Here is a 23,244-nt window from a genome sequence, read left to right as displayed (position 1 = left end):
AAAAGACTTTAGCACAGTGTCTTTCCGCTTTTAATCTATTATTCAGATGCGAAGGCAATGTCTGTATCGATTTCGCCATGAAGAGAGGTAATGTCTAGTTCGTTGTGGTTAAGCCATTGATTAAAATCAATACATACAGGTGTTTGATTTTCGCCTAAACTGATCCAAGCTTTCATTGTTTCTGGTTGATACATAGATGTATGAATAGTACCAGACCAGCTGCTGAAGAGCTTACTGTAAATTTCATATTGCGGATCATTAAAAACTTCAAAAGCTTTCATTTTATCCATATGGATATCTGTTTGTTTTAAAGTTTTAGCTAATCGTGCTTTAGATTCTTTGGTGTAGTTACGATTTTCATGCGTCAGCAACTTGAAATGGTTAGTGCACGTACGATCATAACGTACATCTAGACCTCTAGGTGTCACTTCTACAATCGCGTGTTGATTATGTTTATCCATCATAATATAACTGAATGAACTACGATGAGGAATTTCTTTTAATAAACGAATGGCTTCATCTGTATCACGACAAAGTTCTAAAATTAAGCGTCCAATCATATAACAAACAAACCCGTCTTGTGGATGTTTACGATGCATAAAATTATAGCCCATAGCGAGACCCGCAGAATTAAGCCCATCCATTCTGCCTGTGACGCGAGAAGTAGGACCAATTTGGGCTAATCCACCGTCATTTGGTTCATATAATAAATAGCGACCATCATATGTGGCAGGGTGATAGTCATAATTGCGCACTAAATAATTGTCGCCAAGAAAGACTGTACAGCCACTGTCTTTCTTAATAGGTGTAAAGCGATAGTGTGCAAAATTAAAAACAATTTGTCTAATCGGTAACTCAAGCACTTCACGCATACCCATTAATTCTTCCCAAATTTGCGGTGCATATTGTTGGAAGATTGCATGTGTTTCATTAACATCGATATCAAAGCGTGGTAAGCGTTTCTTCCATTCTTTTTCTCTATTTTGCATGAGTTTAGTTGTTTTCATCCACTTGCCTGTTTCAACACCTAAATCATAATGTGATCCTCGAAATGTCATAATATCTGAGTGTACTTTTTGCATTCAAAATAACCCCTTAATGTTTCTCTTGATAATGTTACAAGAATGTAATTATTTATTAATAGACTTGGGAAATCAAACCATATTATAATATATTTGTAGAGAAAAAACTGTAAATACGGTTTGTAAATGTCACTTGAAACGAAGATAGATTACGTTTAGAGGTGATTCATATGGTACAAGATTATTATAATAAAGCATATGCCGCTGTTTACAGATGGTGGAGAGGCGCGTAATTCGTAATTCTTGTGATTTTAAGAGGTTAACCTTTTTCGGTTAGCCTCTTTTTAGTATAATGGCTTTAGACATGCTTTAGCTTTTTTAATATAGGGTATATGTTTTAATGACCAATTTAAGTATGCTATTATTAGAGCATGCAGGCGATTATTTTTATAGAGGTGAAATCAAAATGTTAGACTTTATTAAAGGCTTTTTTAAATTCTTCTTCAGTTTAGCACTTATCGTGTCAGTTGTAGTTGGCGTAGGTGTGGCTGTATTTGCTTTCATCTTCAAGAAAGACTTTGAAGATATCGAAAGAAGAACAAAAGAAATCGTTGCTGATATTGAATCAGGCAACAGTAATTAATTGTAATAGAATTAATGTAAAAGCACTTGCTGAGTTGAATTCAGCAAGTGCTTTTTTCATGAGCCTAAAAGGCTAAGAAGCGTTACGACATAATGTGATTTGGACAATATCAAGCAAAGAAAGTTTAATTTGCTGCTGTTGTTTCAGATTGATACCGATTAAGACTTGATCTAAGTAATTGATTTTGTCTGGCATCATTTTGATAGTTTGTATCCAACCTCCTTTAAAGTAGCGCACACGAATGGGACATTGTTCTTGAAATGCGATATGAATCTGTTGGTTCAATTCATGAATTTGATCTTCAGATAAAATAGGGCGTTCTATCTTAGTTTGATCTACCGCATATTGATGCAGACGTTCAAACTGTTCGGGCAATGTCGCAAAAGGTGCCCATTTCACCATGCCTCTGCCCATCGGGATATTCGCATCGAGCTCCTCCCGTGGAATTTTTCGATAATCTGTTTCTTCTTTAGACGTTTCCATCACTATCACCTGCTTGAGTAAGAGTTGATAATTTCATTATACGAACACTTGTTCGTGTTTTCAACTGTAATTAATAGTTTAGCAGAAGAAAACCGTTTCAGAATTGAACTATTATCATTTTTCAGAATAATCCCGTACAATAGGAGGTAAGATGAGGAGGTAATAATATGACGAAATCAGGTTATATTGGATCTTACACAAAGAAAGAGGGTAAAGGGATTTACCGCTTCGTACTAGACGAAGACAAAGCAGCAGTCACTGAAGTTGCGACTGCCTATGAAATTGAGGCTTCTACTTTTATTGCACGCCACAATCAATTTTTATATGCGATTACGAAAGAAGGCGAACGCTGCGGTGTCGCAAGTTTCAGAGTTGAAAATGACGGCACATTGACTTTACTTAATAAATGCTTAGACTCTGTCGAAGGCACAGGATGTTATATTTCTGTATCAGAAGATGGCAATTATTTATTTGAAGCGGTCTATGGTGCAGGACTTTTACGTTTATACGAATTAGATGCAGCAACAGGTGAAGTTGTACGTTTGATTGAAGAGTTGGAACATAAATATCCGACAGGCCCGCATGAACGTCAAGAACATGCACATGTCCATTATGTGCAACAAACTCCAGATAAAAAATATGTTGCTGCATGCGATTTAGGTACAGACAGAGTAGTCAGCTACACATATGATGAAGAAGGCTATCATGAAGCAGCGGTATCTGAATTTACTGCAGGTTATGGCCCACGCCATATCGCATTCCATGAAAATCAACCTTATGCATATGTTGTACATGAACTTTCAAATAAAGTGAGTGTTACTAAATATGATGACGGCCATTTTGAAGAAGTAGGCGTTTATGTAACGATTCCAGATGACTTCAGAGAAGCGACGAAACTAGCTGCAGTACATTTATCTCATGACCAACGTTTCTTATATGTCAGCAACCGTGGTCACGACAGTATTGCAGTATTCGAAGTCAGCGACAAAGGTGACGCATTAAAATTAGTTGAAATCGTGAAAACTGGCGGTGAATTCCCACGTGACTTCAATATTTCAGATGATGATCAATATATTGTATGTGCACATCAAGAAGGGGATTCTCCAGTGACTGTTTTAAAACGTAATAAAGAAACAGGCCAACTGACATTAACAGATGACAAACAACATGCTGCAGAAGGTGTCTGTGTCATTTTTGATTAAAGTAAAACAGTTGTAAATGCTATAGAGTAACCAGCATCTTTTGATAGGTGCTGGTTTTTTTATGGAAATGTTATAAGAATTATTTATCATATGAATTATAAAAGGTTATGTAACCGTTTGCATTATTTTGGTTAAATATACGGATTTTTGTGATAAAATTAAAAAAACAACATGTACAGGGGTGCTTTAAATCAGTATCAGATTTAATTTTCGATTGATTTAAAGTAAAACATGTTGAATTCAAGGGGGGATTGGTTATGCGTCATTCACATCAAACAACTTTTCGCATACCGGGACGTCTGACATTCTTTTCTCAACCAAAGAAACAAAAATCTTATAACTTAGGCCAATTAATAGGTTTGATTTTAGGACCTGTACTCTTTGCGTTGATTTTAATGTTTGTACATCCTGAAGGTTTATCACATCAAGGGGTTTTCGTTTTAGCAAGTACTGCATGGATTGCGGTGTGGTGGATTACAGAAGCGATTCCTATTCCGGCAACCAGCTTAATGCCATTAGTGCTGATGCCGATAGGTCATGTCATGGATCCTGCACAAGTTACTTCTGAATATGGTAATGATATTATTTTCTTATTCTTAGGCGGCTTCGTGCTTGCGATTGCGATGGAAAGATGGAACTTACATACACGCGTAGCTTTAATTATTATCAATAGTATCGGAACAAGTACTGGGAAAATTTTATTAGGCTTTATGTTAGCAACTGGCGGCTTATCAATGTTTGTATCTAATACAGCAGCAGTAATGATTATGATTCCAATCGGCTTAGCGATTATCGCAGAAGCGAAAGCTTTGAACGATAAAGAACATCATAAACACAATTTATCTAAATTTGAAAAGTCATTAGTCCTTGCGATCGGTTATGCAGGAACGATTGGCGGTATGGGAACATTGATTGGAACACCGCCTTTAATTATTTTGAAAGGGCAATACCATACAGCATTCGGTGAAGAAATCAGCTTTGCGAAATGGATGTTGATTGGTATTCCGACAGTTATTATCTTATTATTCTTGGCTTGGGTTTACTTACGTTTTGTTGCCTTTAAACAAGAATTGAAACATTTGCCTGGCGGTGATGATTTAATCAAAACCAAGTTGAAAGAATTAGGCAAAGTCACATTTGAAGAGAAAGTTGTTTTCACTGTCTTTACCACAGCAAGTATTTTATGGATTATCAGAGAGTTTTTACTCAAACAATGGGGACCGACCTCACTTGTTCAAGATGGTACGATTGCGATGTTCGTATCAATTTTATTATTCATTATTCCAGCTAAAAATAATAAAAAATACAAACGCATTATTGACTGGGAAGTTGCGAAAGAATTGCCATGGGGCGTACTGATCTTATTCGGAGGCGGTTTAGCTCTAGCAAAAGGTATTTCAGAGAGCGGCTTAGCGAAATGGTTAGGTGCACAATTGACAGCATTAAATGGTGTCAGTCCTTTACTCATCGTGATTGTAATCACTATGTTTGTGTTATTCTTAACAGAAGTTACATCCAATACAGCGACTGCGACTATGATTTTACCAATTTTAGCAACACTATCTGTCGCAATCGGCGTGCACCCATTATTATTAATGGTGCCAGCCGCAATGGCTTCAAACTGTGCTTACATGATGCCAGTCGGTACACCACCGAACGCTATTGTCTTCGGGACAGGTTTGATTTCTATTAAGAAAATGGCAAGTGTCGGCTTCTGGGTCAACTTAATCAGTGCAGTTCTCATTATATTAGTAGTTTATTTCTTAATGCCATATGCATTAGGAATAGATATTAGCGAACCATTAAAACCACTTAAATAATAATAAAGGAGATAGGCTAAAGTATTGTACTTTAAACCTATCTCCTTCTTTTATGTTGATTTTAATTATGATTTAAGTGCTGGTGATTGATAGATGTGTGAAAGGTTGCGACGTTTGATTTGTGCAGGTTTTAGTTGTGGTTGATCTAAATACAGACCATCAATATCATGCAATGTTAAAGTTTGTGATGTATCAAACTGATTCTCAGCAATTAATACATCTTTGTGCTGCGTATTATAGTAACCGCGAATATGAATCGCGTCTTTGGTCATAGGCCCTTCAAACTGGTTATTAATAATATAAAGTTCACGACCGCCTTGAGCTCCCATACGTTGTCCAGTCAGTACATCTGCAGTGTTTTTATCATCTTTCGTGCCTAAAAAACGCACGCCGCCAGCACAATTTAAGAAATGATTGTCCATGATATATAAGCTGTGTGCTTTAAAAGGTGTCAACGCAAAATCTTGTGTTTGATGGAACGTGTTGCGATAGATAAAAATATCGTGATAAAACTGATTGTGACGTGTTGCATGTGAACCGATTGCGCGATTCCAACTCTTGAAGCCTGGTGTTTCTGAAGGACCGAAATAGCATTCAGAAACCATAGTGTTTCTAGTAATTGTACCATCTCGCGTTCCGAATTTAGGGAAAGCACCTGGTACTTGAATATCAAGTTGTATTGCTTCAGAAAAGCTGCGATCACCATCAATATCTAAAAAGCCTTCAAAACTGCAGTGTGTGATCAGCGTATCTTCAACACCGCATGCATCAATTGCGTGACCGCCGACGATGTCTTTGAAGCGGATATTATATAATACAATACTTTGTGCGTGACCTAAGCACATCGCAGTGTTGTTGTCTGGAATACGACTTCCGTTCATATCGAATGTACCGCCGATAATTGTGATATGGCTATTGCCGGTATAGCCATGATAAAGTCCATTTCGCATCCCATTTTTAAGTAATGCATCTTTGCCTTGACGCTTAATAATTGCTTCTTCATGTAAGAATAGTGTCGTGCCTTCATAAATCGTTAAGGCACGTTTGACATGAAATTCTCCTTTCGGCACAAAAATCATACTGCCTGGATGTTGTTTTGCGAGATTTAATGCATGCTGTAATGCTTTTGTATCCTTATGTTTATTTTGACCTGTTAATCCGAATTCAGTTGGGTATATCAACATGGTTTTGACCTGCTTTCTTTATTTCATTCTTTGTATAAAACGGGGTAAACTCGATAATTTGTCAAATTTAGGTTATCCTATTAATTAACAAGATATCACAAAATTGGGGGTAACGCATTATGGCAAAAAAAGCTTTAATTGTTGTAGATTATTCATATGATTTTGTCGCACCGGACGGCAAGTTGACTTGTGGAGAACCTGGTCAGGCGCTAGACAATTTTATCGCAGAACGTATGGAAGCGTATGATAAAGAAGGGGAAGCAATCTTTGTCATGATGGATCTGCATTATGAAAACGATCCGTATCATCCAGAAAGTAAATTATTCCCGCCGCATAATATCGAAGGCACTTCAGGAAGAGATTTATACGGTAAAGTTAAAGATGTTTATGAAAAAATTGAATCACATGAACATGTGCATTATTTAGATAAACGCCGCTACGATTCTTTCTTTGGTACACCTTTAGATAGTTTATTACGTGAACGCGGTATTACTGAAATCGAAATTGTTGGTGTATGTACAGATATTTGTGTACTGCATACAGCTATTTCCGGTTATAATAAAGGGTATGCAATCACTATACCGACAAAAGGTGTTGCATCGTTTAATCCAGAAGGTCATAACTTTGCGTTAGAACATTTTAAAAATGTCTTAGGTGCGAAGGTAGAATAACAGAATAGACTCGTGATAAAATAGGATTAAATAGGTATGAATTACAATAATTAATGACAAGGAGTGTCTCAGGACATGGAAAGTACTTATATTTTCGGGCATAAAAGTCCAGATACAGACGCAATTAACTCTGCCATCATTATGGCTGAATTTGAACAATTAAACGGCAATACTTCTGCGAAAGCATATCGCTTAGGTGAAGTGGGCCCTGAAACGCAATATGCTTTAGATTACTTTAAAGTAGAAGCACCAGAATTATTATCAGATGATTTAACAGGTAAAGACGTTATTTTAGTAGACCATAACGAATTCCAACAAAGTGCAGATTCAATTGAAGGTGCCAATATCCGCCACGTTGTGGATCACCACAGAATCGCTAACTTCCACACAGCTGGTCCGTTATGCTACCGTGCAGAACCACTAGGTTGCACAGCAACAATTTTATACAAAATGTTCAATGAAAAAGGCTTTGATATCAAACCGGAAATCGCTGGTTTAATGTTATCTGCCATCATTTCAGACAGCTTATTATTCAAATCACCAACTTGCACTGAGCAAGATAAAGACGCAGCAAAAGCATTAGAAAAAATTGCTGGTGTAGATGCACAAGAATACGGTTTAGAAATGTTAAAAGCAGGTGCTTCTACATTGAATAAAACAGCAGTTGAATTAATCAATGCAGATGCAAAATCATTCAACATGGGTGATTACACAGTACGTATCGGCCAAGTTAACACAGTAGACTTAAATGAAATTTTAGGCCGTCAAGCTGAGTTAGAACAAGCTATCACTGAAACATTAAATAATGCTGAATATGATATCTTCGTATTAGTTGCGACAGATATTTTAAATAGTGATTCAGCTATCTTAGTATTAGGTGAAGACAAAGATAAAATTGCGCAAGCATTTGGTGTTGAGTTAGATAACAACACAGCATTCTTACCAGGTGTAGTATCTCGTAAGAAACAAATCGTACCGCCAATCACTGAAACATTATCATAAGCAGTTAGACGCTGTTTATACATGAATATAGATTAAACTGGAATGGGCTAAGATGATAAACAAACAAGCATTCATTGTGTCATCTTGCTTTTTCCAGTTTTTTATTATAAATTTTGGTAATTGAAGTGTTGGTAAAAGTAATAAAATCATTATAAAAGATTAAAATTAGGGTAAAATTGAGTAACAAGGATAATTGTACGAAAGGAGTTAGAGAACCTTTGAAATCAATCGAGGAAAAATTTAAAGACTGCCAAGGGTATTTTAAAACGCATATTACTAAAGATATTAAATACCGTAGAAAACAACTTAAAGCTTTGAAACATGCGATTAATAAATATGAAAATCAACTTTTAGCCGCATTGCATTTAGACTTAGGAAAAAATAAAGTAGAAGCGTATGCGACCGAAATCGGTGTCGTATTAAAAAGTATCAGTGCCGCTCGTAAAGATATACATAAATGGGCGAAAACGAAACAAGTGAACACGCCGCTCTATTTGTTCCCGAGTAAAAGTTATATTAAAAAAGAACCATTAGGCACAGTTTTGATTATCGGACCTTTCAACTATCCAGTTCAACTTGTATTTGAACCTTTAATTGGTGCGATCGCAGCTGGTAATACAGCAATTATCAAACCTTCAGAGCTGACACCGAATGTAGCTTCTGTGATTACAAAAGTCATTGAAGAAGCATTTGAATCAGCTTATATTACTTCAGTTGAAGGCGGTGTTGAAGAGACACAAGTCTTGTTAGAACAACCATTTGATTATATTTTCTTTACAGGCAGTGAACGTGTCGGACGTATTGTATATGAAGCAGCAAGTCGTCATTTGACACCTGTGACGTTAGAACTTGGCGGCAAGTCACCGGTTATTGTAGATGAGACAGCGAATTTGAAAGTCGCAAGTGAACGTATTGCGTTTGGAAAATTTATCAATGCGGGTCAAACATGTGTAGCTCCTGACTATATCTTGGTCCATGAGTCGGTCAAAGCAGACTTGATCAAAGCCTTGCAAGGTACTATTAAAGAGTTCTATGGCAAAGAACCGGATAAAAGTGAAGATTTCGGACGCATTGTGAATGATAAGCATTTTGAGCGTTTACAAGCATTGATTCATGACAATCAAGATAAAGTGGTTATCGGCGGTGAAACACATGAACCTTCACGTTATATTGCGCCAACGGTATTAGATAACGTGACTCCACAAGATTCAGTGATGGAAGAAGAAATCTTTGGACCGATTTTACCGTTGTTGACGTATCAAACATTTGATGAAGCGGTCGAATTTATTCAAGCACGAACACGTCCGTTATCACTCTATTTGTTCAGTGAAGATGAAAATAATACGGATCGTGTCTTAAATGAACTATCCTTTGGCGGCGGTGCTATCAATGATACGTTAATGCAGTTAGCGAATCCAAATCTGCCATTCGGCGGTGTAGGCGCTTCTGGTTTCGGTAAGTATCATGGTAAGTATTCGTTCTATACATTCACACACGAGAAATCATATATTTATAAAACTACACGCTTAGAATCTGGAATAATATTCCCGCCTTACAAAGGGAAATTCTCTTATATTAAAAACTTATTCAAATAGTAAAATGAACTATCTGATTGAAGTAGAATAACAATAATAAAACTGGGTCGAACTTTGAAAGCAAGGTTCGACCCAGTTTATTTAGAATATATCTTATTTAGTTTGTTTCTTGAAAGAACCGATGATTTTCACTTGATAATCTAAGGTTTCAAGTATTTTAATCACTTTGTCTAATTCAGAATTAAGCGTAGCATCGGCTTGGACAAAGAAGCGATATCTGCCTAATTGTGTTTTAAGCGGACGTGATTCAATCCAAGATAAGTTGATATTGAAAATTGCGAATGTATTTAAAATATTCGCAAGCAACCCGGCTCTATCTTGTTCTGGTGTAATCATTAATACAGTGTCTGTCGCATCTTCAGCGATAGTTAAGTGATTACCTATGATTAAGAAGCGGGTCACATTATGTGGAAAATCTTCAATATTTTGTTCAATTGCTTCTAGACGATGATCTTCATTGATACCTAGCGGTGCAATCGCGCCCGTATGTTCATCAATAAAATCTAAACTTTGAACGGTACTTTCTGAATAGCCGATTTGAAATTGATGACGCTGGATAAATTGGTTAGTTTGACTGATTGCAGGTGCGATAGAATACACTGTATCAATCGCTTCGATTGGTGTACCAGCTAAAGCATATAATCCGAATTGGATATTTAAATGGATTTCACCAATAGCGTATATATTTTGATGTGCTAAGCCATCTGCGATGATGTTGATTGTGCCTTCAATTGAATTCTCAATCGGTACAATACCAATGCTGTCTGAGTCATTTTGAACTGCTTGAACGACTTCATATAAGTTGGATTTTGGATGATAGTCAGCTTCTGTTTCTGTTAGATACTTTTTAGAAGCAAGATATGAAAATGTACCCCTTGGACCTAAATAATATAAATTCATTTTTGCATTTCCCCTTTGATGTGACGCACAGTTAATGGAAAGGGCACCCAGTTGTTTCTGCTGGTTTCTTATAAAAGAAATTTGGTTCTTTCATCACATTTTTATACCCATGATGATAGTTCGAAACCAGAGTAGGTGACAGTGATGGTACGAGCCAAGACCATTTTCCAGTAACTTCACGATTGGCTTTTGCTTCATTGGATTCAAAGTGTTCGAATTGTTTAGCAGCTGTTAGGTGATCGACAATCGATGCACCTACTTTTTTAAACGAATGATACACTGCATCATTCAGTTCTACCATAATACGATCTTTATTGAATGAAGTATTTTTAAGTGTATCAAATTCAAACGCTTCTGCAACTTTTTCTATTAAATTATAGCGGTATGTGTCAGTAAAATTACGTACAGCAATTTCATTTACCATATACCAGCCATTAAATGGTACTGTTGGATAAGTAATACCGCCGATTTTTAAATCCATACTAGAAATAATCGGTACCGCATACCATTTCAATCCTAAGTCAGCGAGTTTAGGGTAATGGCGGTGTTCGATTGGAACTTCTAGGACCAGTTCTTCAGGTAAATCATGCAGGCGCGGGAAGCGCTCACCAGGCAATTTATAAATCAATGGTAAGACATCAAAATCTGTACCTGCACCTTGCCAACCTAAGTGTTGTGCAGTTTTAGTCATCTCGCGTTCCGCAGGATCCCCGGCATCTTCATAACCTGCATAGCGAATTAATTGATTATTATAGATGATAGGCGGATGATCTTCTTCTTGCGCATAAATCGTAATGTAAGATTGAATTTTTCCACCGTTTGTCGCTTCGTCTAAATGTTTGTGGATAGATTCGATAAAGGCATCATTGTCTTTGACGTCACGTGCATCTTGAACGATTAACGTTTCCCAAAATAATCGTCCGATACAACGATTGGAATTACGCCAGGCCATACGTGCACCATATGTTAGTTCTTCCGTCGTATGGTGATACGTGCCAGTTTCGTTAATTTCCTTTTCGATTGCTTCTAATCTCTCTTGAATAACATTTTCGTCATAATTCAACTCTCGATACATTGTGTGAATAAGTTCAGTCGCTTTCTCTAATAACATTTTCTTCACCTCATCTTTATTATAGGAGTAATAAGGGAAAACCCCTAGTAAAGATGTCACACAAAATATAGAAATCCAACTAAATCTGACAAAATTATTACATTAATAAAAAAGTATTTACAAAATTAATTGATTTAATTTCAATTTCGGTACAATTGTACGAAGAATGACATACCCCCTAACGGGGAATGTATAAAAGCCTATAAGAATGTGATAAACTAAACAAAAAAGGTTGATTGGGGAGAAAGTTATGTATCAATTTAGAGATGACAGCTTAATGCTTCATAATGACTTATACCAAATTAATATGGCTGAAAGTTATTGGTATGATAATGTTCATGAAAGAAAGGCGGTCTTTGATTTATATTTCCGCAAGATGCCATTCGACAGCGGTTATGCTGTATTTAATGGATTACGCAGAATTATTCAATTTATCGAAAATTTCCATTTTACTGAAACGGATTTAACATATTTAAAATCTATTGGTTACCAAGATGACTTTTTAGATTATTTGAAAGACTTGCGCTTTACTGGAAACATTCGAGCAATGGAAGAGGGCGAAGTATGTTTTAATAATGAGCCTTTAGTAAGGGTAGAGGCATCATTAATTCAAGCACAATTAATTGAAACGATTTTATTAAATATCGTTAACTTCCATACGTTGATTGCGACAAAAGCAAGCAGAATTAAACAAGTCGCACCTAACGACTTATTAATGGAATTTGGTACAAGACGTGCACAAGAAGAAGACGCAGCATTATGGGGAGCAAGAGCAGCTATTATCGGCGGTTTTGATTCTACAAGTAATGTCAGAGCGGGTAAATTATTTGGTATTCCTGTATCTGGTACACATGCGCATGCTTTTGTACAAACTTATGGTGATGAATATGTTGCATTTAAAAAATATGCAGAGCGTCATAAAGACTGTGTCTTTTTAGTAGATACCTTCCATACGTTAAAATCAGGTGTGCCGACAGCGATTAAAGTGGCACAAGAATTAGGCGATAAAATCAACTTTATCGGTATACGTTTAGATTCAGGTGATATTGCTTACTTATCTAAAGAAGCACGTAAAATGTTAGATGAAGCAGGTTTCACTGATGCGAAAATCATTGCATCTAACGATTTAGACGAAGAAACAATCATGAGTTTGAAAGCACAAGGTGCGAAAGTCGATTCATGGGGTGTAGGTACTAAGTTAATCACAGGTTATGATCAACCAGCATTAGGAGCAGTTTATAAACTTGTTGCTGTAGAAGATGAATCAGGTGAGTATCAAGACCGTATTAAACTATCAAACAATGCGGAGAAAGTAACAACACCTGGTAAGAAAAATGTTTATCGTATTATTAATAAAGCAACAGGAAAAGCAGAAGGGGATTATATTACCCTTGCACATGAAGATCCATATGCAGAACAACCATTGAAATTGTTCCACCCAGTGCATACGTATAAAAGTAAGAAAGTAAAATCATTCGAAGCGATTGATTTGCATAAAGATATCTATACTGAAGGTAAATTAGTTTATGAATTACCACACGAAAAAACAGCCCAAGCCTTCTTAAAAACAAATTTAGAACATCTATGGGAAGAAAACAAACGTTTCTTGAACCCTCAAGAGTACCCTGTTGATTTAAGTAAAGCATGTTGGGATAACAAACAACAAAAAATCTTTGAAGTCGCAGAAGATGTCAAAGAAATGGAGGAACGACATGAGTAGTGAATTGCAGGATATTATTGTTAAAGAAATGAAAGTTAAACCATCCATCGATAGTGAAAGTGAAGTCCATGAACTCATTCACTTTATTAAACACTATGTTCAAAGTCATGGTTTTATCCAATCGTTAGTATTGGGGATTTCAGGCGGCCAAGATTCAACACTTGCTGGTCGTTTGTGTCAAATTGCGGTAGAACAGCTACGAGAAGAAGGCAGAAATGTACGCTTTATCGCAGTTAAGTTACCATATGGTGTACAAAAAGACGCAGATGAAGTTGAAGATGCTTTGAAGTTCATTCAACCAGATGAAACTGTCACGGTTAATATTAAACCGGCAGTTGATCAAAGTGTTAATGCATTGAATGAAGCTGGATTTGAATTAACAGACTTTCAACGCGGTAATGAAAAAGCACGTGAACGTATGAAAGTTCAATTTGCGATTGCGGCAAACCAAAGCGGTATTGTCATCGGAACTGATCATTCTGCAGAAAATATTACAGGCTTCTTCACAAAATATGGCGATGGTGCTGCAGATATAGCGCCTTTATTCGGCTTAAATAAGCGACAAGGGCGTCAATTATTGGCATACTTAAATGCACCGAAACATCTTTATGAAAAAGTGCCGACTGCTGATTTAGAAGATGACAAACCGCAACTTCCAGATGAAGAAGCGTTAGGCGTGACTTATGATGCGATTGATGATTATTTAGAAGGCAAACCTGTGTCTGAAAAAGATCAAAAAGTAATTGAAGGCCACTACTTAAGAAATGCGCATAAGCGAGAATTAGCATACACGCGCTACACTTGGCCAAAATCAGAATCATCGAAAGAAAAAGAGTGACAAATAATCAGTCGACTGATAAAATAAGCTAGATTTCAATTTGAAAAGAGGTAATATATTTTGTCAGTAATTTCAGCAAACCCATGGCTGATGCTGCTCTCAATTTTTATCATTAACGTTGCTTATGTGACATGTCTCACAGTTCGTACGATTCTTACCTTAAAAGGTTACCGTTATGTCGCAGCAGCGGTTAGTTTCCTTGAAGTGTTAATCTATATTATCGGATTAGGCTTAGTGATGGCTAACTTGGATAAATTCCAAAATATTGTAGCTTATGCGTTTGGTTTCTCTGTCGGCATTATTGTCGGTATGAAAATTGAAGAGAAACTTGCATTAGGTTATTCTGTAGTCAATGTGACAACAGCCAATTACGAATTAGATTTACCGACACAACTTAGAAATTTAGGTTACGGTGTCACACACTTCCCAGCTTATGGTCGAGACGGCGAACGTTTAGTCATGCAAATTCTGACACCAAGACGCTTTGAACTTAAGTTGATGGATACGATCAAACAACTTGATGACAAAGCATTCGTCATTGCCTATGAAGCACGAACATTACATGGCGGCTTCTGGGTAAAAGGTATTAGAAGTAAACGATTGAAGGCGTATGATACAGATGAAATTTGAAGTAGCAGAAAACGAAACGATTCATGAATGTTTAGCACGTATGCGTGAAGCGGGCTATATGCCAGTGAAGCGGTTTGAGAAACCAGTCTATCGTGAAAATAAAGACGGCAGTATAGAAGTTGAGCGTCAACATATACAATTTGTCGGTAAGAAAATTCAATAAATGTGCAGAAAGCCCAATTTGTATTTTGAAATGAAATACGAGTTGGGCTTTTTAGATAAAAGTTTGGAAAGCCTTATACATTTGAAAAAATTCTGTTAAAATAGAGAGTATAAGAGTAAAAAGTCGAACGTTTTGCAGGATATTTTGAAGAACGTACATGTTCTGTGAGCGTCCACATTTAAAATCAAACTTTAAGATAGGAGTTTATGAAATGATTGAACGTTATTCTCGTGAAGAAATGTCACAAATCTGGACAGACCAAAATCGTTATGAAGCATGGTTGGAGGTTGAAATCCTAGCATGTGAAGCTTGGAGTGAATTAGGTTTTATCCCGAAAGAAGACGTTAAAAAAATCCGTGAAAATGCACGTGTAGATGTAGACCGTGCGAAAGAAATTGAATTAGAAACTCGTCATGACGTTGTTGCTTTCACACGTCAAGTTTCTGAAACTTTAGGAGAAGAACGTAAGTGGGTGCACTATGGTTTAACTTCAACAGACGTTGTAGATACAGCGTTAAGCTACCAAATCAAACAAGCAAACGATATTTTGGAAAAAGACATTGAACGTTTTATCGAAGTATTAGCTGCGAAAGCGAAAAAATATAAATATACATTAATGATGGGTCGTACACATGGTGTGCATGCTGAACCGACAACATTCGGCGTGAAAATGGCATTATGGTATCAAGAAATGGTACGTAACTTTAAACGTTTTAAAGAAGTACGTAAAGAAATCGAAGTAGGTAAAATGAGTGGTGCAGTCGGAACATTCGCAAATATCCCACCTGAAATCGAAGCATACGTTACAAAACACTTAGGTCTTGATTTTGCACCTGTATCAACACAAACATTACAACGTGACCGTCATGCGTATTACATCGCAACATTAGCTTTAATCGCAACTTCTATGGAGAAATTTGCAGTTGAAGTACGTAACTTGCAAAAAACAGAAACACGAGAAGTAGAAGAAGCATTCGCGAAAGGCCAAAAAGGTTCTTCAGCAATGCCGCATAAACGTAACCCGATCGGTTCAGAAAATATTACAGGTATTTCACGTGTCATCCGTGGTTACATTACAACAGCATACGAAAACGTTCCATTATGGCATGAACGTGATATTTCACACTCATCTGCAGAACGTATTATGTTACCAGATGTGACAATCGCATTAGATTATGCATTAAATCGTTTCACAAACATCATCGACCGTTTAACAGTCTTTGAAGATAATATGATGGCTAACATCGACAAAACATTCGGTTTAATTTATTCACAACGTGTGTTATTATCATTAATTAACAAAGGTATGGTACGTGAACAAGCTTATGACTTAGTTCAACCAAAAGCGATGGAGTCTTGGGAAACTAAAACACCATTCAGAGAATTGCTTGAACAAGATTCACAAATTACAGATGTATTAAGTAAAGAAGACTTAGACAAAGCCTTCGATCCAAAACACCACTTAAATCAAGTGGATACAATTTTCGAACGTGCTGGTTTAGCTGACTAATGTTTACCATAAATTTGTATATCGCAACAATTTCTTAAGGGTCATGACTACACTTTAATGTATTAGTACGTTAAAATAGGATAAAGATGAACACAAAGAACAGGAGTTGTTTGATATGCAAATTGAGAAGTTACGCGGTAAAGCATTAGATGAGCTGTTTGATGCGATTCTAACGCTTGAAAATAGAGAAGAGTGTTACCAGTTTTTTGATGACTTATGTACTGTAAATGAAATTCAATCGTTATCACAAAGACTTCAAGTTGCTAAAATGATTAAACAAGGCTATACGTATGCAACGATTGAAAAAGAAACAGGTGCTTCTACAGCGACAATTTCCAGAGTAAAACGCTCCTTACAATGGGGTAACGACGCTTATACTGTCGTATTAGATCGCATGAATATCGAAACAAATGACTAGTTCAAAACAGAGCCTGCACATCTTATGATGTGAGAGGTTCTGTTTTTCTTTGTTTAGACATATCCGTTTAGAATCTAAGTGGTAAAAATGATATAATCAAATGTATGTTTAAAAGAAGGGAAACGGTAAAATGTACGACATAAAAAAGTGGCAACATGTATTTAAATTAGATCCTGCAAAGACAATCAATGATGAAGATTTAGATAAAATCTGTATGTCAAATACAGATGCAATTGTGATTGGCGGAACTGATAATGTGACTGAAGACAATGTCATTCAATTGATGAGTCGTGTCCGTCGTTATCCGCTTCCACTCGTCCTTGAAATTTCCAACTTAGAAAGCATCATGCCTGGTTTTGACTTCTACTTTGTCCCGATGGTCTTAAACAGCCCGGATGTACAATACCAAAATGGCTTATTGCTAGAAGCACTTAAAGACTACGGTCATATGATGGATTTTGATGAAATCAAATTCCAAGGGTACATCATATTAAATCCTGATTCTAAAGCAGCGGTGAAAACACAAGCCAAAACAGATTTAGATGAATCAGATATTGAAGCTTACGCATTGATGACGGATAAAGTCTATCAATTTCCAATCATGTACATAGAATATAGCGGCACGTTCGGAGATATGGAAATGGTTCGTACCGCAAAACAAAATGTTGAACAAGCACATGTGTTTTATGGCGGCGGTATCCGCTCATTAAGCGATGCGCAAGTTGTGGCGAAAGAAGCAGATACGATTGTCGTCGGCAATTTAGTCTATACCGATATCAAACAAGCATTGAAAACAGTTAAAATAAAGGAGTTATCTTAAGATGAATGCGTTATTAGACAATATGAATACTGAACAAAGCGAAGCAGTCCGTACAACTGAAGGACCACTGCTGATTATGGCCGGAGCAGGCTCAGGGAAAACGCGTGTTCTAACGCATCGTATCGCGTACTTATTAGATGAAAAAGGCGTTTCTCCTTATAACGTCTTAGCAATTACTTTCACAAACAAAGCAGCACGAGAAATGAAAGAACGTGTTGAAAAATTAGTAGGAGAAGAAGCACAAGTTATTTGGATGTCAACGTTCCACTCTATGTGTGTACGTATTTTAAGAAGAGACGCAGATCGTATCGGCATTGAGCGTAACTTTACGATTTTAGATCCGACAGATCAAAAGTCAGTCATTAAAGATGTGTTGAAAACAGAAAATATCGACAGTAAACGTTATGATCCGCGTATGTTCTTATCTGCCATCAGTAATATGAAAAATGAACTTAAAACAGTTGAAGACGCTGAAATTGAAGCAACAGACTTTATGTCTGATATGGTGGCACGTGTGTATGCAGGTTATCAACGTCAGCTTTCTCGAAATGAAGCGCTCGATTTCGATGATTTGATTATGACTACAATCAATCTCTTTAAACGAGTACCAGACGTTTTAGAATACTATCAAAATAAATTCCAATATATCCACGTGGATGAGTATCAAGATACTAACAGAGCACAATATACGCTTGTGAAACTATTAGCGGATAAATTTAAAAATTTATGTGTCGTAGGTGACTCTGACCAATCCATTTATGGTTGGCGTGGTGCTGATATTCAAAACATCTTGTCATTCGAGGAAGATTATCCGAATGCGAGAACGATTTTCCTTGAACAAAACTATCGTTCAACGAAAGTCATTTTAAATGCGGCCAATGAAGTAATTAAAAATAATACAGAACGTAAGCCGAAAGGGCTATGGACTGCGAACCAAGAAGGTAAAAAAATTAATTATTACCAAGCACAAAGCGAAAGTGATGAAGCACAATATGTCGTAAAAGAAATTATGCGTCAGCAACGTGAAAACAATAAATCCTTCAATGATATTGCGATTTTATATCGTACGAATGCACAATCTCGTGTGCTTGAAGAAACATTTATGAAATCGAATATTCCATATACAATGGTCGGCGGTCACAAGTTCTATGACCGTAAAGAGATCAAGGACTTATTAAGTTATTTACGTTTAATCGCAAATAGTAATGATGATATCAGTTTACAACGTATTATTAACGTACCAAAACGTGGTATCGGACCATCTTCTGTTGAAAAAATTCAAGCGTATGCCAGACAAAATGATTTAAGTATGTTTGATGCCTTAGCTGAAGCAGATTTTATCGGTTTAACCAAAAAAGTGACTAAACAAGCGATAGATTTCTATACATTGATTTCAAATTTAATCCAAGAACAAGAATTCTTAGAAGTCAGTGAAATTGTAGAAGAAGTCTTAAATAAATCAGGGTATAAAGAAATGTTGGAACGTGACCAGACTTTAGAAGCACGCAGCCGTTTAGAAAACATCGAAGAGTTTATGTCTGTTCCTATGGATTATGAGAAAAACACACCGCTTGAAGAACAATCATTAATCAATTTCCTAACAGATTTATCATTAGTCGCAGATATCGATGAAGCGGATATTGAAAACGGTGTGACATTGATGACGATGCACTCTGCGAAAGGTTTGGAATTCCCGGTAGTCTTTATTATGGGTATGGAAGAATCAATCTTCCCTCATATCCGTTCTATTTTGAGTGACGATGATCACGAAATGGAAGAAGAACGCAGAATTTGTTATGTGGCGATTACACGTGCGGAAGAAGAGTTGTATTTAACACATGCGACGAGCAGAACGTTATTTGGTAAAACACAATCTAACTCAGCTTCAAGATTCTTAAAAGAAATTCCTGAAGATTTATTGAATAAGCCTGCAAGAACAGAAAGCCGTTATGCAGGAGCTGCCAGCAGTCAAAGACCTGTTAAACGCGGTCCAAGCAGACGTACAACGAAACGTTCAGAAGTGGCATCTGGAACATGGAACGTCGGTGATAAAGTGGTTCACAAAGCATGGGGAGAAGGTATGGTCAGCAATGTGAATGAGAAAAACGGTACGGTTGAACTCGATATTATCTTTAAATCTCAAGGACCGAAACGTTTACTTGCGAACTTTGCGCCGATTAAAAAGAAGGAGGACTAAGGGATGAACGATTTAGCCAATAGAGTTGAAACACTGCATCGCTTATTGAATCAATATAATCATGAATATTATGTGATGGATAATCCATCTGTACCAGATAGTGAGTATGATAAATTACTCCATGAATTGATTCATATCGAAGAAGAACATCCTGAATTTAAAACAGAAGATTCTCCGACGGTACGTGTAGGCGGCGAAGCACAAGCTACTTTTAATAAAGTGCGCCATGATACACCGATGTTAAGTTTAGCTAATGCTTTCAATGAAGAAGATTTACGTCGTTTTGATGCCCGTGTACGTGAACATGCGGGAAAAGTTGAGTACATGTGTGAATTGAAAATTGATGGTTTAGCGGTATCTTTAAAATATGAAAACGGCAGATTTGTGCAAGGGTTGACGCGTGGTGACGGAACGATTGGTGAGGATATTACAGAGAACTTGCGTACAATTCGAGCGATTCCATTAAAAATTAAAAAGCCGTTAACTTTTGAGGTGCGTGGGGAAGCGTTTATGCCGAAAGCTTCTTTTGAGCGTTTGAATAAAGAGAAGGAAGAAGCGGGCGAACAAGCTTTTGCGAACCCACGAAACGCAGCGGCTGGCTCATTACGTCAATTAGATTCAAAATTAGCTGCAAAACGCCGTTTAAGTATTTTCTTATACAGCGTCAATGACTTTACAAACTTCCATGCGACATCACAAAGTGAAGCTTTAGATGAATTAGATGAGTTAGGTTTTAAAACCAATCAAAACCGTAAACGTGAGTCAGATATTGAAGGCGTATTGGAATACATCAAGTATTGGACTGAAAAACGCCAAGACTTATCCTATGATATTGATGGTATTGTGATTAAGGTCAATGATCTTGAAGAGCAAGATGAGCTAGGGTATACACAAAAATCACCAAGATGGGCAATTGCCTATAAATTTCCAGCTGAAGAAGTAGTAACGACTTTACATGATATCGAGTTAAGTGTCGGACGTACGGGTGTAGTCACACCGACAGCAGTATTAGAACCTGTTCGTGTTGCTGGAACGACTGTTTCTCGTGCTTCGCTGCACAATGAAGATTTAATTCATGAAAAAGATATTCGTATCGGGGACAGTGTAGTGATTAAAAAAGCAGGCGATATTATTCCGGAAGTTGTGCGCAGTTTACCTGATCGCAGACCAGAAGGAACTGAAACTTATCATATGCCGACACATTGTCCAAGTTGCGGTCATGAATTAGTTCGTTTAGATGGAGAAGTCGCATTACGTTGTATTAATCCTAAATGCCCAGCACAACTTGTCGAAGGTATGATTCACTTCGTATCACGCCAAGCGATGAATATCGATGGTTTAGGTACGAAACTGATTATGCAGTTGTACGATAATGAAATTATTAAAGATGTAGCAGATTTATATTACCTTACAAAAGATGATTTGTTGCCGTTAGAACGTATGGGTGAGAAAAAAGCAGATAATCTTTTAAATGCGATTGAAGCGTCAAAAGAAAATTCATTTGAACATTTATTATTCGGTTTAGGCATCAGACATTTAGGTGTTAAAGCCAGTCAAGTAATCGCAGAACGTTTTGACAACATGGAGCGTTTGTTTGAAGTAACGGAAGAGGAATTGCTTGAAATCCATGATATCGGAGATAAGCTAGCGACTTCATTAATTACTTATTTAAATAATGAAGATATCATTACTTTAATTGATAAACTTCGTGCAAAAAATGTTAATATGAAGTATAAAGGTATCAGAACTTCAGAGATAGAATCTGATTCAGAATTTAATGGTCTGACTGTTGTATTAACAGGTAAACTGCACAATATGACACGTACAGAAGCATCTAAATGGTTGGAAGCACAAGGTGCAAAAACGACAAGCAGTGTGACTAAGAATACGGATTTAGTCATCGCTGGTGAAGATGCTGGATCTAAATTGACGAAAGCAGAAAAACTAGGCACAGAAATTTGGTCTGAAGCAGACTTTATCCAAAAACAAAATGAAGTTGACCAATAAACAATAGAGGAGATAGGGCATGAAGAAAACAAGTGTATTACTCATCTCTCTCTTATTGATTCTCACGGCGTGTGGCAATAAGGATGAGCAACAAAAATCAACAAAAGAACAAGAAAGTCAATCAGATTCAAGTACTGTTAAGCACATTGCGACAGATAAGAATGTTCAAGGTGATGACTATAGAACGATTCTTCCATTTAAAGAAAGTCAAGCAAGAGGTATGTTGCAGCAAACGATGGCGAATGGCTATAACGGTGATGACTTTGAAGATGGTTTATTAGAACAAAGTAAGAAAGTTTTTCCCACTGACGAATACTTATACCAAGATGGTCAGTTTTTAGATAAAAAAACAATTAATGCTTATCTTGGACCTAAATACACAAAATCTGAAATCGAAAAAATGGATAAAGATGAAAAAGAAGAGAAAAATGCGAATGAAAATCTTGGTTTAAATCCATCTCGTCATGGCGAAAAGGATGAAGAAAAAATCGCAGAAAATTCACCTGCTTATCTTTCTAACATCTTAGAACAAGATTTCTACGGCAATAGTGACACCAAAGGTAAAAAAATTAAAGGCATGACTATTGGTCTTGCGATGAACAGTGAATATTATTACCAAAAAGAAAAAGACGGACCAACCTTCAGTAAGAAATTAGACCGTGCGAAAGTCGAAAAAGAAGGTAAAAAAATGGCCGATGAAATGTTGCAACGTTTACGTGAACATAAAGCATTGAAAAACATTCCAATTCACTTTGCGATTTATATTCAATCTGGAGAAAATGATATTATTCCAGGAGAATTTGTTTCAGGTGCAACGGCAGATGATGGTCAAACACGTATCAACAGTTGGAAAGATATTAATGAGAAATCAGTGTTGTTACCTTCATCAGAAGCAGCTGATTTGAATGAGAATTTAAACAATAACTTCAAACAGTTCAATGATAATTTGCAGTCATATTTCCCTAACTTTACACAAGCAGTAGGTAAAACGAAATTTGATGGCAAAAAACCGAAAAACCTTATTATTGAAGTACCGATTGATTACTATGGCAAAGCTGAATTAACTGGTATTACACAATTTATTGCACAACAAGCTGACAAATACTTCAGCAATATTGATGCCTATGAAATTCATATTAAAGATGGTAACCAAGCACGTGCTTTAATCACAAAAGGTAAAGATGATAAAAAACAAAATGTGCATATCTATAAAAGATAAATGAATAGATAAAATTATGATAAAGATGTCTTCGCATAGAAGGCATCTTTTTATATTTTGGCTCTATAATAAATTCGGTTGATGAGATA

General features: G+C 36.6%; 21 protein-coding genes. 16 read left to right on the top strand and 5 right to left on the bottom strand.

Going from position 1 to position 23,244, the window contains the following annotated elements; all coding sequences use genetic code 11:
- Positions 1 to 38: 38 nt before the first annotated feature.
- Positions 39 to 1,082: a C45 family autoproteolytic acyltransferase/hydrolase gene (locus HMPREF2937_RS03515; protein ID WP_002481700.1), complete on the bottom strand. Its 1,044-nt coding sequence runs from the start codon at positions 1,080 to 1,082 to the stop codon at positions 39 to 41.
- Positions 1,083 to 1,488: 406 nt separating this feature from the next.
- Between HMPREF2937_RS03515 and HMPREF2937_RS03510 the strand changes: the two genes are divergently transcribed.
- Positions 1,489 to 1,665: a hypothetical protein gene (locus HMPREF2937_RS03510; protein WP_096754678.1), complete on the top strand. Its 177-nt coding sequence runs from the start codon at positions 1,489 to 1,491 to the stop codon at positions 1,663 to 1,665.
- 72 nt (positions 1,666 to 1,737) lie between these two features.
- On the opposite strand, the gene HMPREF2937_RS03505 is transcribed toward HMPREF2937_RS03510, so the two are convergent.
- Positions 1,738 to 2,148, bottom strand: coding sequence for a YolD-like family protein (locus HMPREF2937_RS03505; RefSeq protein ID WP_023015882.1), 411 nt, complete (start codon positions 2,146 to 2,148; stop codon positions 1,738 to 1,740).
- Positions 2,149 to 2,315: 167 nt separating this feature from the next.
- Between HMPREF2937_RS03505 and HMPREF2937_RS03500 the strand changes: the two genes are divergently transcribed.
- Positions 2,316 to 3,350, top strand: coding sequence for a 6-phosphogluconolactonase (locus HMPREF2937_RS03500; protein WP_070848224.1), 1,035 nt, complete (start codon positions 2,316 to 2,318; stop codon positions 3,348 to 3,350).
- Between the two features lie 257 nt (positions 3,351 to 3,607).
- Positions 3,608 to 5,170, top strand: coding sequence for an SLC13 family permease (locus HMPREF2937_RS03495; RefSeq protein WP_023015880.1), 1,563 nt, complete (start codon positions 3,608 to 3,610; stop codon positions 5,168 to 5,170).
- A gap of 65 nt (positions 5,171 to 5,235) precedes the next feature.
- On the opposite strand, the gene HMPREF2937_RS03490 is transcribed toward HMPREF2937_RS03495, so the two are convergent.
- Positions 5,236 to 6,354, bottom strand: a complete 1,119-nt coding sequence (locus tag HMPREF2937_RS03490) for a glycosyl hydrolase family 28-related protein (protein ID WP_070864046.1) — start codon at positions 6,352 to 6,354, stop codon at positions 5,236 to 5,238.
- 119 nt (positions 6,355 to 6,473) lie between these two features.
- On the opposite strand from HMPREF2937_RS03490, the gene HMPREF2937_RS03485 reads away from it, so the two are divergent.
- From HMPREF2937_RS03485 to HMPREF2937_RS03475, 3 genes are all read left to right on the top strand, one after another.
- Positions 6,474 to 7,025: a cysteine hydrolase family protein gene (locus HMPREF2937_RS03485; RefSeq protein WP_002481694.1), complete on the top strand. Its 552-nt coding sequence runs from the start codon at positions 6,474 to 6,476 to the stop codon at positions 7,023 to 7,025.
- A 75-nt stretch (positions 7,026 to 7,100) separates the two neighbouring features.
- Entirely contained in the window at positions 7,101 to 8,027 is a 927-nt protein-coding gene (locus HMPREF2937_RS03480) for a manganese-dependent inorganic pyrophosphatase (protein ID WP_002481693.1), read from the top strand.
- Positions 8,028 to 8,245: 218 nt separating this feature from the next.
- The gene (locus HMPREF2937_RS03475) at positions 8,246 to 9,622 is read left to right on the top strand and encodes an aldehyde dehydrogenase (protein WP_070864045.1); all 1,377 of its coding nucleotides are present in this window, start codon (positions 8,246 to 8,248) and stop codon (positions 9,620 to 9,622) included.
- A 93-nt stretch (positions 9,623 to 9,715) separates the two neighbouring features.
- Here HMPREF2937_RS03475 and HMPREF2937_RS03470 read toward each other — a convergent pair whose 3' ends face one another.
- Together HMPREF2937_RS03470 and HMPREF2937_RS03465 are read right to left on the bottom strand one after the other, a co-directional pair.
- Complete coding sequence (locus HMPREF2937_RS03470) at positions 9,716 to 10,522, bottom strand: prephenate dehydratase (RefSeq protein ID WP_002481691.1); 807 nt, start codon at positions 10,520 to 10,522, stop codon at positions 9,716 to 9,718.
- Positions 10,523 to 10,553: 31 nt separating this feature from the next.
- Positions 10,554 to 11,633, bottom strand: a complete 1,080-nt coding sequence (locus HMPREF2937_RS03465; RefSeq protein WP_070864044.1) for a nitric oxide synthase oxygenase — start codon at positions 11,631 to 11,633, stop codon at positions 10,554 to 10,556.
- A gap of 250 nt (positions 11,634 to 11,883) precedes the next feature.
- On the opposite strand from HMPREF2937_RS03465, the gene HMPREF2937_RS03460 reads away from it, so the two are divergent.
- From HMPREF2937_RS03460 to HMPREF2937_RS03415, 10 genes are all read left to right on the top strand, one after another.
- Positions 11,884 to 13,353, top strand: a complete 1,470-nt coding sequence (locus tag HMPREF2937_RS03460) for a nicotinate phosphoribosyltransferase (RefSeq protein ID WP_070864043.1) — start codon at positions 11,884 to 11,886, stop codon at positions 13,351 to 13,353.
- Positions 13,346 to 14,191, top strand: a complete 846-nt coding sequence (gene nadE, locus HMPREF2937_RS03455; protein ID WP_002481688.1) for an ammonia-dependent NAD(+) synthetase — start codon at positions 13,346 to 13,348, stop codon at positions 14,189 to 14,191. Before HMPREF2937_RS03460 ends, nadE begins: the two co-directional genes overlap by 8 nt.
- 90 nt (positions 14,192 to 14,281) lie before the next feature.
- Positions 14,282 to 14,821 (top strand): DUF2179 domain-containing protein, encoded by a 540-nt coding sequence (locus HMPREF2937_RS03450; RefSeq protein ID WP_371099748.1) that lies wholly within the window; start codon positions 14,282 to 14,284, stop codon positions 14,819 to 14,821.
- Entirely contained in the window at positions 14,811 to 14,984 is a 174-nt protein-coding gene (locus HMPREF2937_RS03445) for an NETI motif-containing protein (RefSeq protein WP_070864042.1), read from the top strand. The genes HMPREF2937_RS03450 and HMPREF2937_RS03445 overlap by 11 nt, the downstream gene beginning before the upstream one ends.
- A 211-nt stretch (positions 14,985 to 15,195) precedes the next feature.
- Positions 15,196 to 16,494, top strand: coding sequence for an adenylosuccinate lyase (gene purB / locus HMPREF2937_RS03440; protein WP_070864041.1), 1,299 nt, complete (start codon positions 15,196 to 15,198; stop codon positions 16,492 to 16,494).
- A gap of 115 nt (positions 16,495 to 16,609) precedes the next feature.
- Positions 16,610 to 16,912 carry a YerC/YecD family TrpR-related protein gene (locus HMPREF2937_RS03435; RefSeq protein ID WP_023015874.1) on the top strand — a complete coding sequence of 101 codons (303 nt, stop codon included), beginning with the start codon at positions 16,610 to 16,612 and terminating at the stop codon, positions 16,910 to 16,912.
- A gap of 130 nt (positions 16,913 to 17,042) precedes the next feature.
- Positions 17,043 to 17,732 (top strand): heptaprenylglyceryl phosphate synthase, encoded by a 690-nt coding sequence (locus HMPREF2937_RS03430; RefSeq protein ID WP_070864040.1) that lies wholly within the window; start codon positions 17,043 to 17,045, stop codon positions 17,730 to 17,732.
- A gap of 1 nt (position 17,733) precedes the next feature.
- Positions 17,734 to 19,929 carry a DNA helicase PcrA gene (pcrA, locus tag HMPREF2937_RS03425; RefSeq protein WP_070864039.1) on the top strand — a complete coding sequence of 732 codons (2,196 nt, stop codon included), beginning with the start codon at positions 17,734 to 17,736 and terminating at the stop codon, positions 19,927 to 19,929.
- Between the two features lie 3 nt (positions 19,930 to 19,932).
- The gene (gene ligA, locus HMPREF2937_RS03420; protein WP_070864038.1) at positions 19,933 to 21,936 is read left to right on the top strand and encodes an NAD-dependent DNA ligase LigA; all 2,004 of its coding nucleotides are present in this window, start codon (positions 19,933 to 19,935) and stop codon (positions 21,934 to 21,936) included.
- 19 nt (positions 21,937 to 21,955) lie between these two features.
- Positions 21,956 to 23,155 carry a CamS family sex pheromone protein gene (locus HMPREF2937_RS03415; RefSeq protein WP_070864037.1) on the top strand — a complete coding sequence of 400 codons (1,200 nt, stop codon included), beginning with the start codon at positions 21,956 to 21,958 and terminating at the stop codon, positions 23,153 to 23,155.
- Positions 23,156 to 23,244: the final 89 nt, after the last annotated feature.

The sequence above is a fragment of the Staphylococcus sp. HMSC061G12 genome (assembly GCF_001838465.1).
Lineage (GTDB): Bacteria > Bacillota > Bacilli > Staphylococcales > Staphylococcaceae > Staphylococcus > Staphylococcus simulans.
The sequence above is the reverse complement of the archived record's forward strand: the minus strand, read 5'-3'. Positions and strand labels throughout refer to the sequence as shown.

What these genes read in the sequence shown, in the direction of transcription:
- HMPREF2937_RS03515 (WP_002481700.1), bottom strand. Translation starts at nt 1,082, where the DNA reads ATGCAAAAAGTACACTCAGATATTATGACATTTCGAGGATCACATTAT.
- HMPREF2937_RS03510 (WP_096754678.1), top strand. Translation starts at nt 1,489, where the DNA reads ATGTTAGACTTTATTAAAGGCTTTTTTAAATTCTTCTTCAGTTTAGCA.
- HMPREF2937_RS03505 (WP_023015882.1), bottom strand. Translation starts at nt 2,148, where the DNA reads ATGGAAACGTCTAAAGAAGAAACAGATTATCGAAAAATTCCACGGGAG.
- HMPREF2937_RS03500 (WP_070848224.1), top strand. Translation starts at nt 2,316, where the DNA reads ATGACGAAATCAGGTTATATTGGATCTTACACAAAGAAAGAGGGTAAA.
- HMPREF2937_RS03495 (WP_023015880.1), top strand. Translation starts at nt 3,608, where the DNA reads ATGCGTCATTCACATCAAACAACTTTTCGCATACCGGGACGTCTGACA.
- HMPREF2937_RS03490 (WP_070864046.1), bottom strand. Translation starts at nt 6,354, where the DNA reads ATGTTGATATACCCAACTGAATTCGGATTAACAGGTCAAAATAAACAT.
- HMPREF2937_RS03485 (WP_002481694.1), top strand. Translation starts at nt 6,474, where the DNA reads ATGGCAAAAAAAGCTTTAATTGTTGTAGATTATTCATATGATTTTGTC.
- HMPREF2937_RS03480 (WP_002481693.1), top strand. Translation starts at nt 7,101, where the DNA reads ATGGAAAGTACTTATATTTTCGGGCATAAAAGTCCAGATACAGACGCA.
- HMPREF2937_RS03470 (WP_002481691.1), bottom strand. Translation starts at nt 10,522, where the DNA reads ATGAATTTATATTATTTAGGTCCAAGGGGTACATTTTCATATCTTGCT.
- HMPREF2937_RS03465 (WP_070864044.1), bottom strand. Translation starts at nt 11,633, where the DNA reads ATGTTATTAGAGAAAGCGACTGAACTTATTCACACAATGTATCGAGAG.
- HMPREF2937_RS03460 (WP_070864043.1), top strand. Translation starts at nt 11,884, where the DNA reads ATGTATCAATTTAGAGATGACAGCTTAATGCTTCATAATGACTTATAC.
- nadE (WP_002481688.1), top strand. Translation starts at nt 13,346, where the DNA reads ATGAGTAGTGAATTGCAGGATATTATTGTTAAAGAAATGAAAGTTAAA.
- HMPREF2937_RS03450 (WP_371099748.1), top strand. Translation starts at nt 14,282, where the DNA reads ATGCTGCTCTCAATTTTTATCATTAACGTTGCTTATGTGACATGTCTC.
- HMPREF2937_RS03445 (WP_070864042.1), top strand. Translation starts at nt 14,811, where the DNA reads ATGAAATTTGAAGTAGCAGAAAACGAAACGATTCATGAATGTTTAGCA.
- purB (WP_070864041.1), top strand. Translation starts at nt 15,196, where the DNA reads ATGATTGAACGTTATTCTCGTGAAGAAATGTCACAAATCTGGACAGAC.
- HMPREF2937_RS03435 (WP_023015874.1), top strand. Translation starts at nt 16,610, where the DNA reads ATGCAAATTGAGAAGTTACGCGGTAAAGCATTAGATGAGCTGTTTGAT.
- HMPREF2937_RS03430 (WP_070864040.1), top strand. Translation starts at nt 17,043, where the DNA reads ATGTACGACATAAAAAAGTGGCAACATGTATTTAAATTAGATCCTGCA.
- pcrA (WP_070864039.1), top strand. Translation starts at nt 17,734, where the DNA reads ATGAATGCGTTATTAGACAATATGAATACTGAACAAAGCGAAGCAGTC.
- ligA (WP_070864038.1), top strand. Translation starts at nt 19,933, where the DNA reads ATGAACGATTTAGCCAATAGAGTTGAAACACTGCATCGCTTATTGAAT.
- HMPREF2937_RS03415 (WP_070864037.1), top strand. Translation starts at nt 21,956, where the DNA reads ATGAAGAAAACAAGTGTATTACTCATCTCTCTCTTATTGATTCTCACG.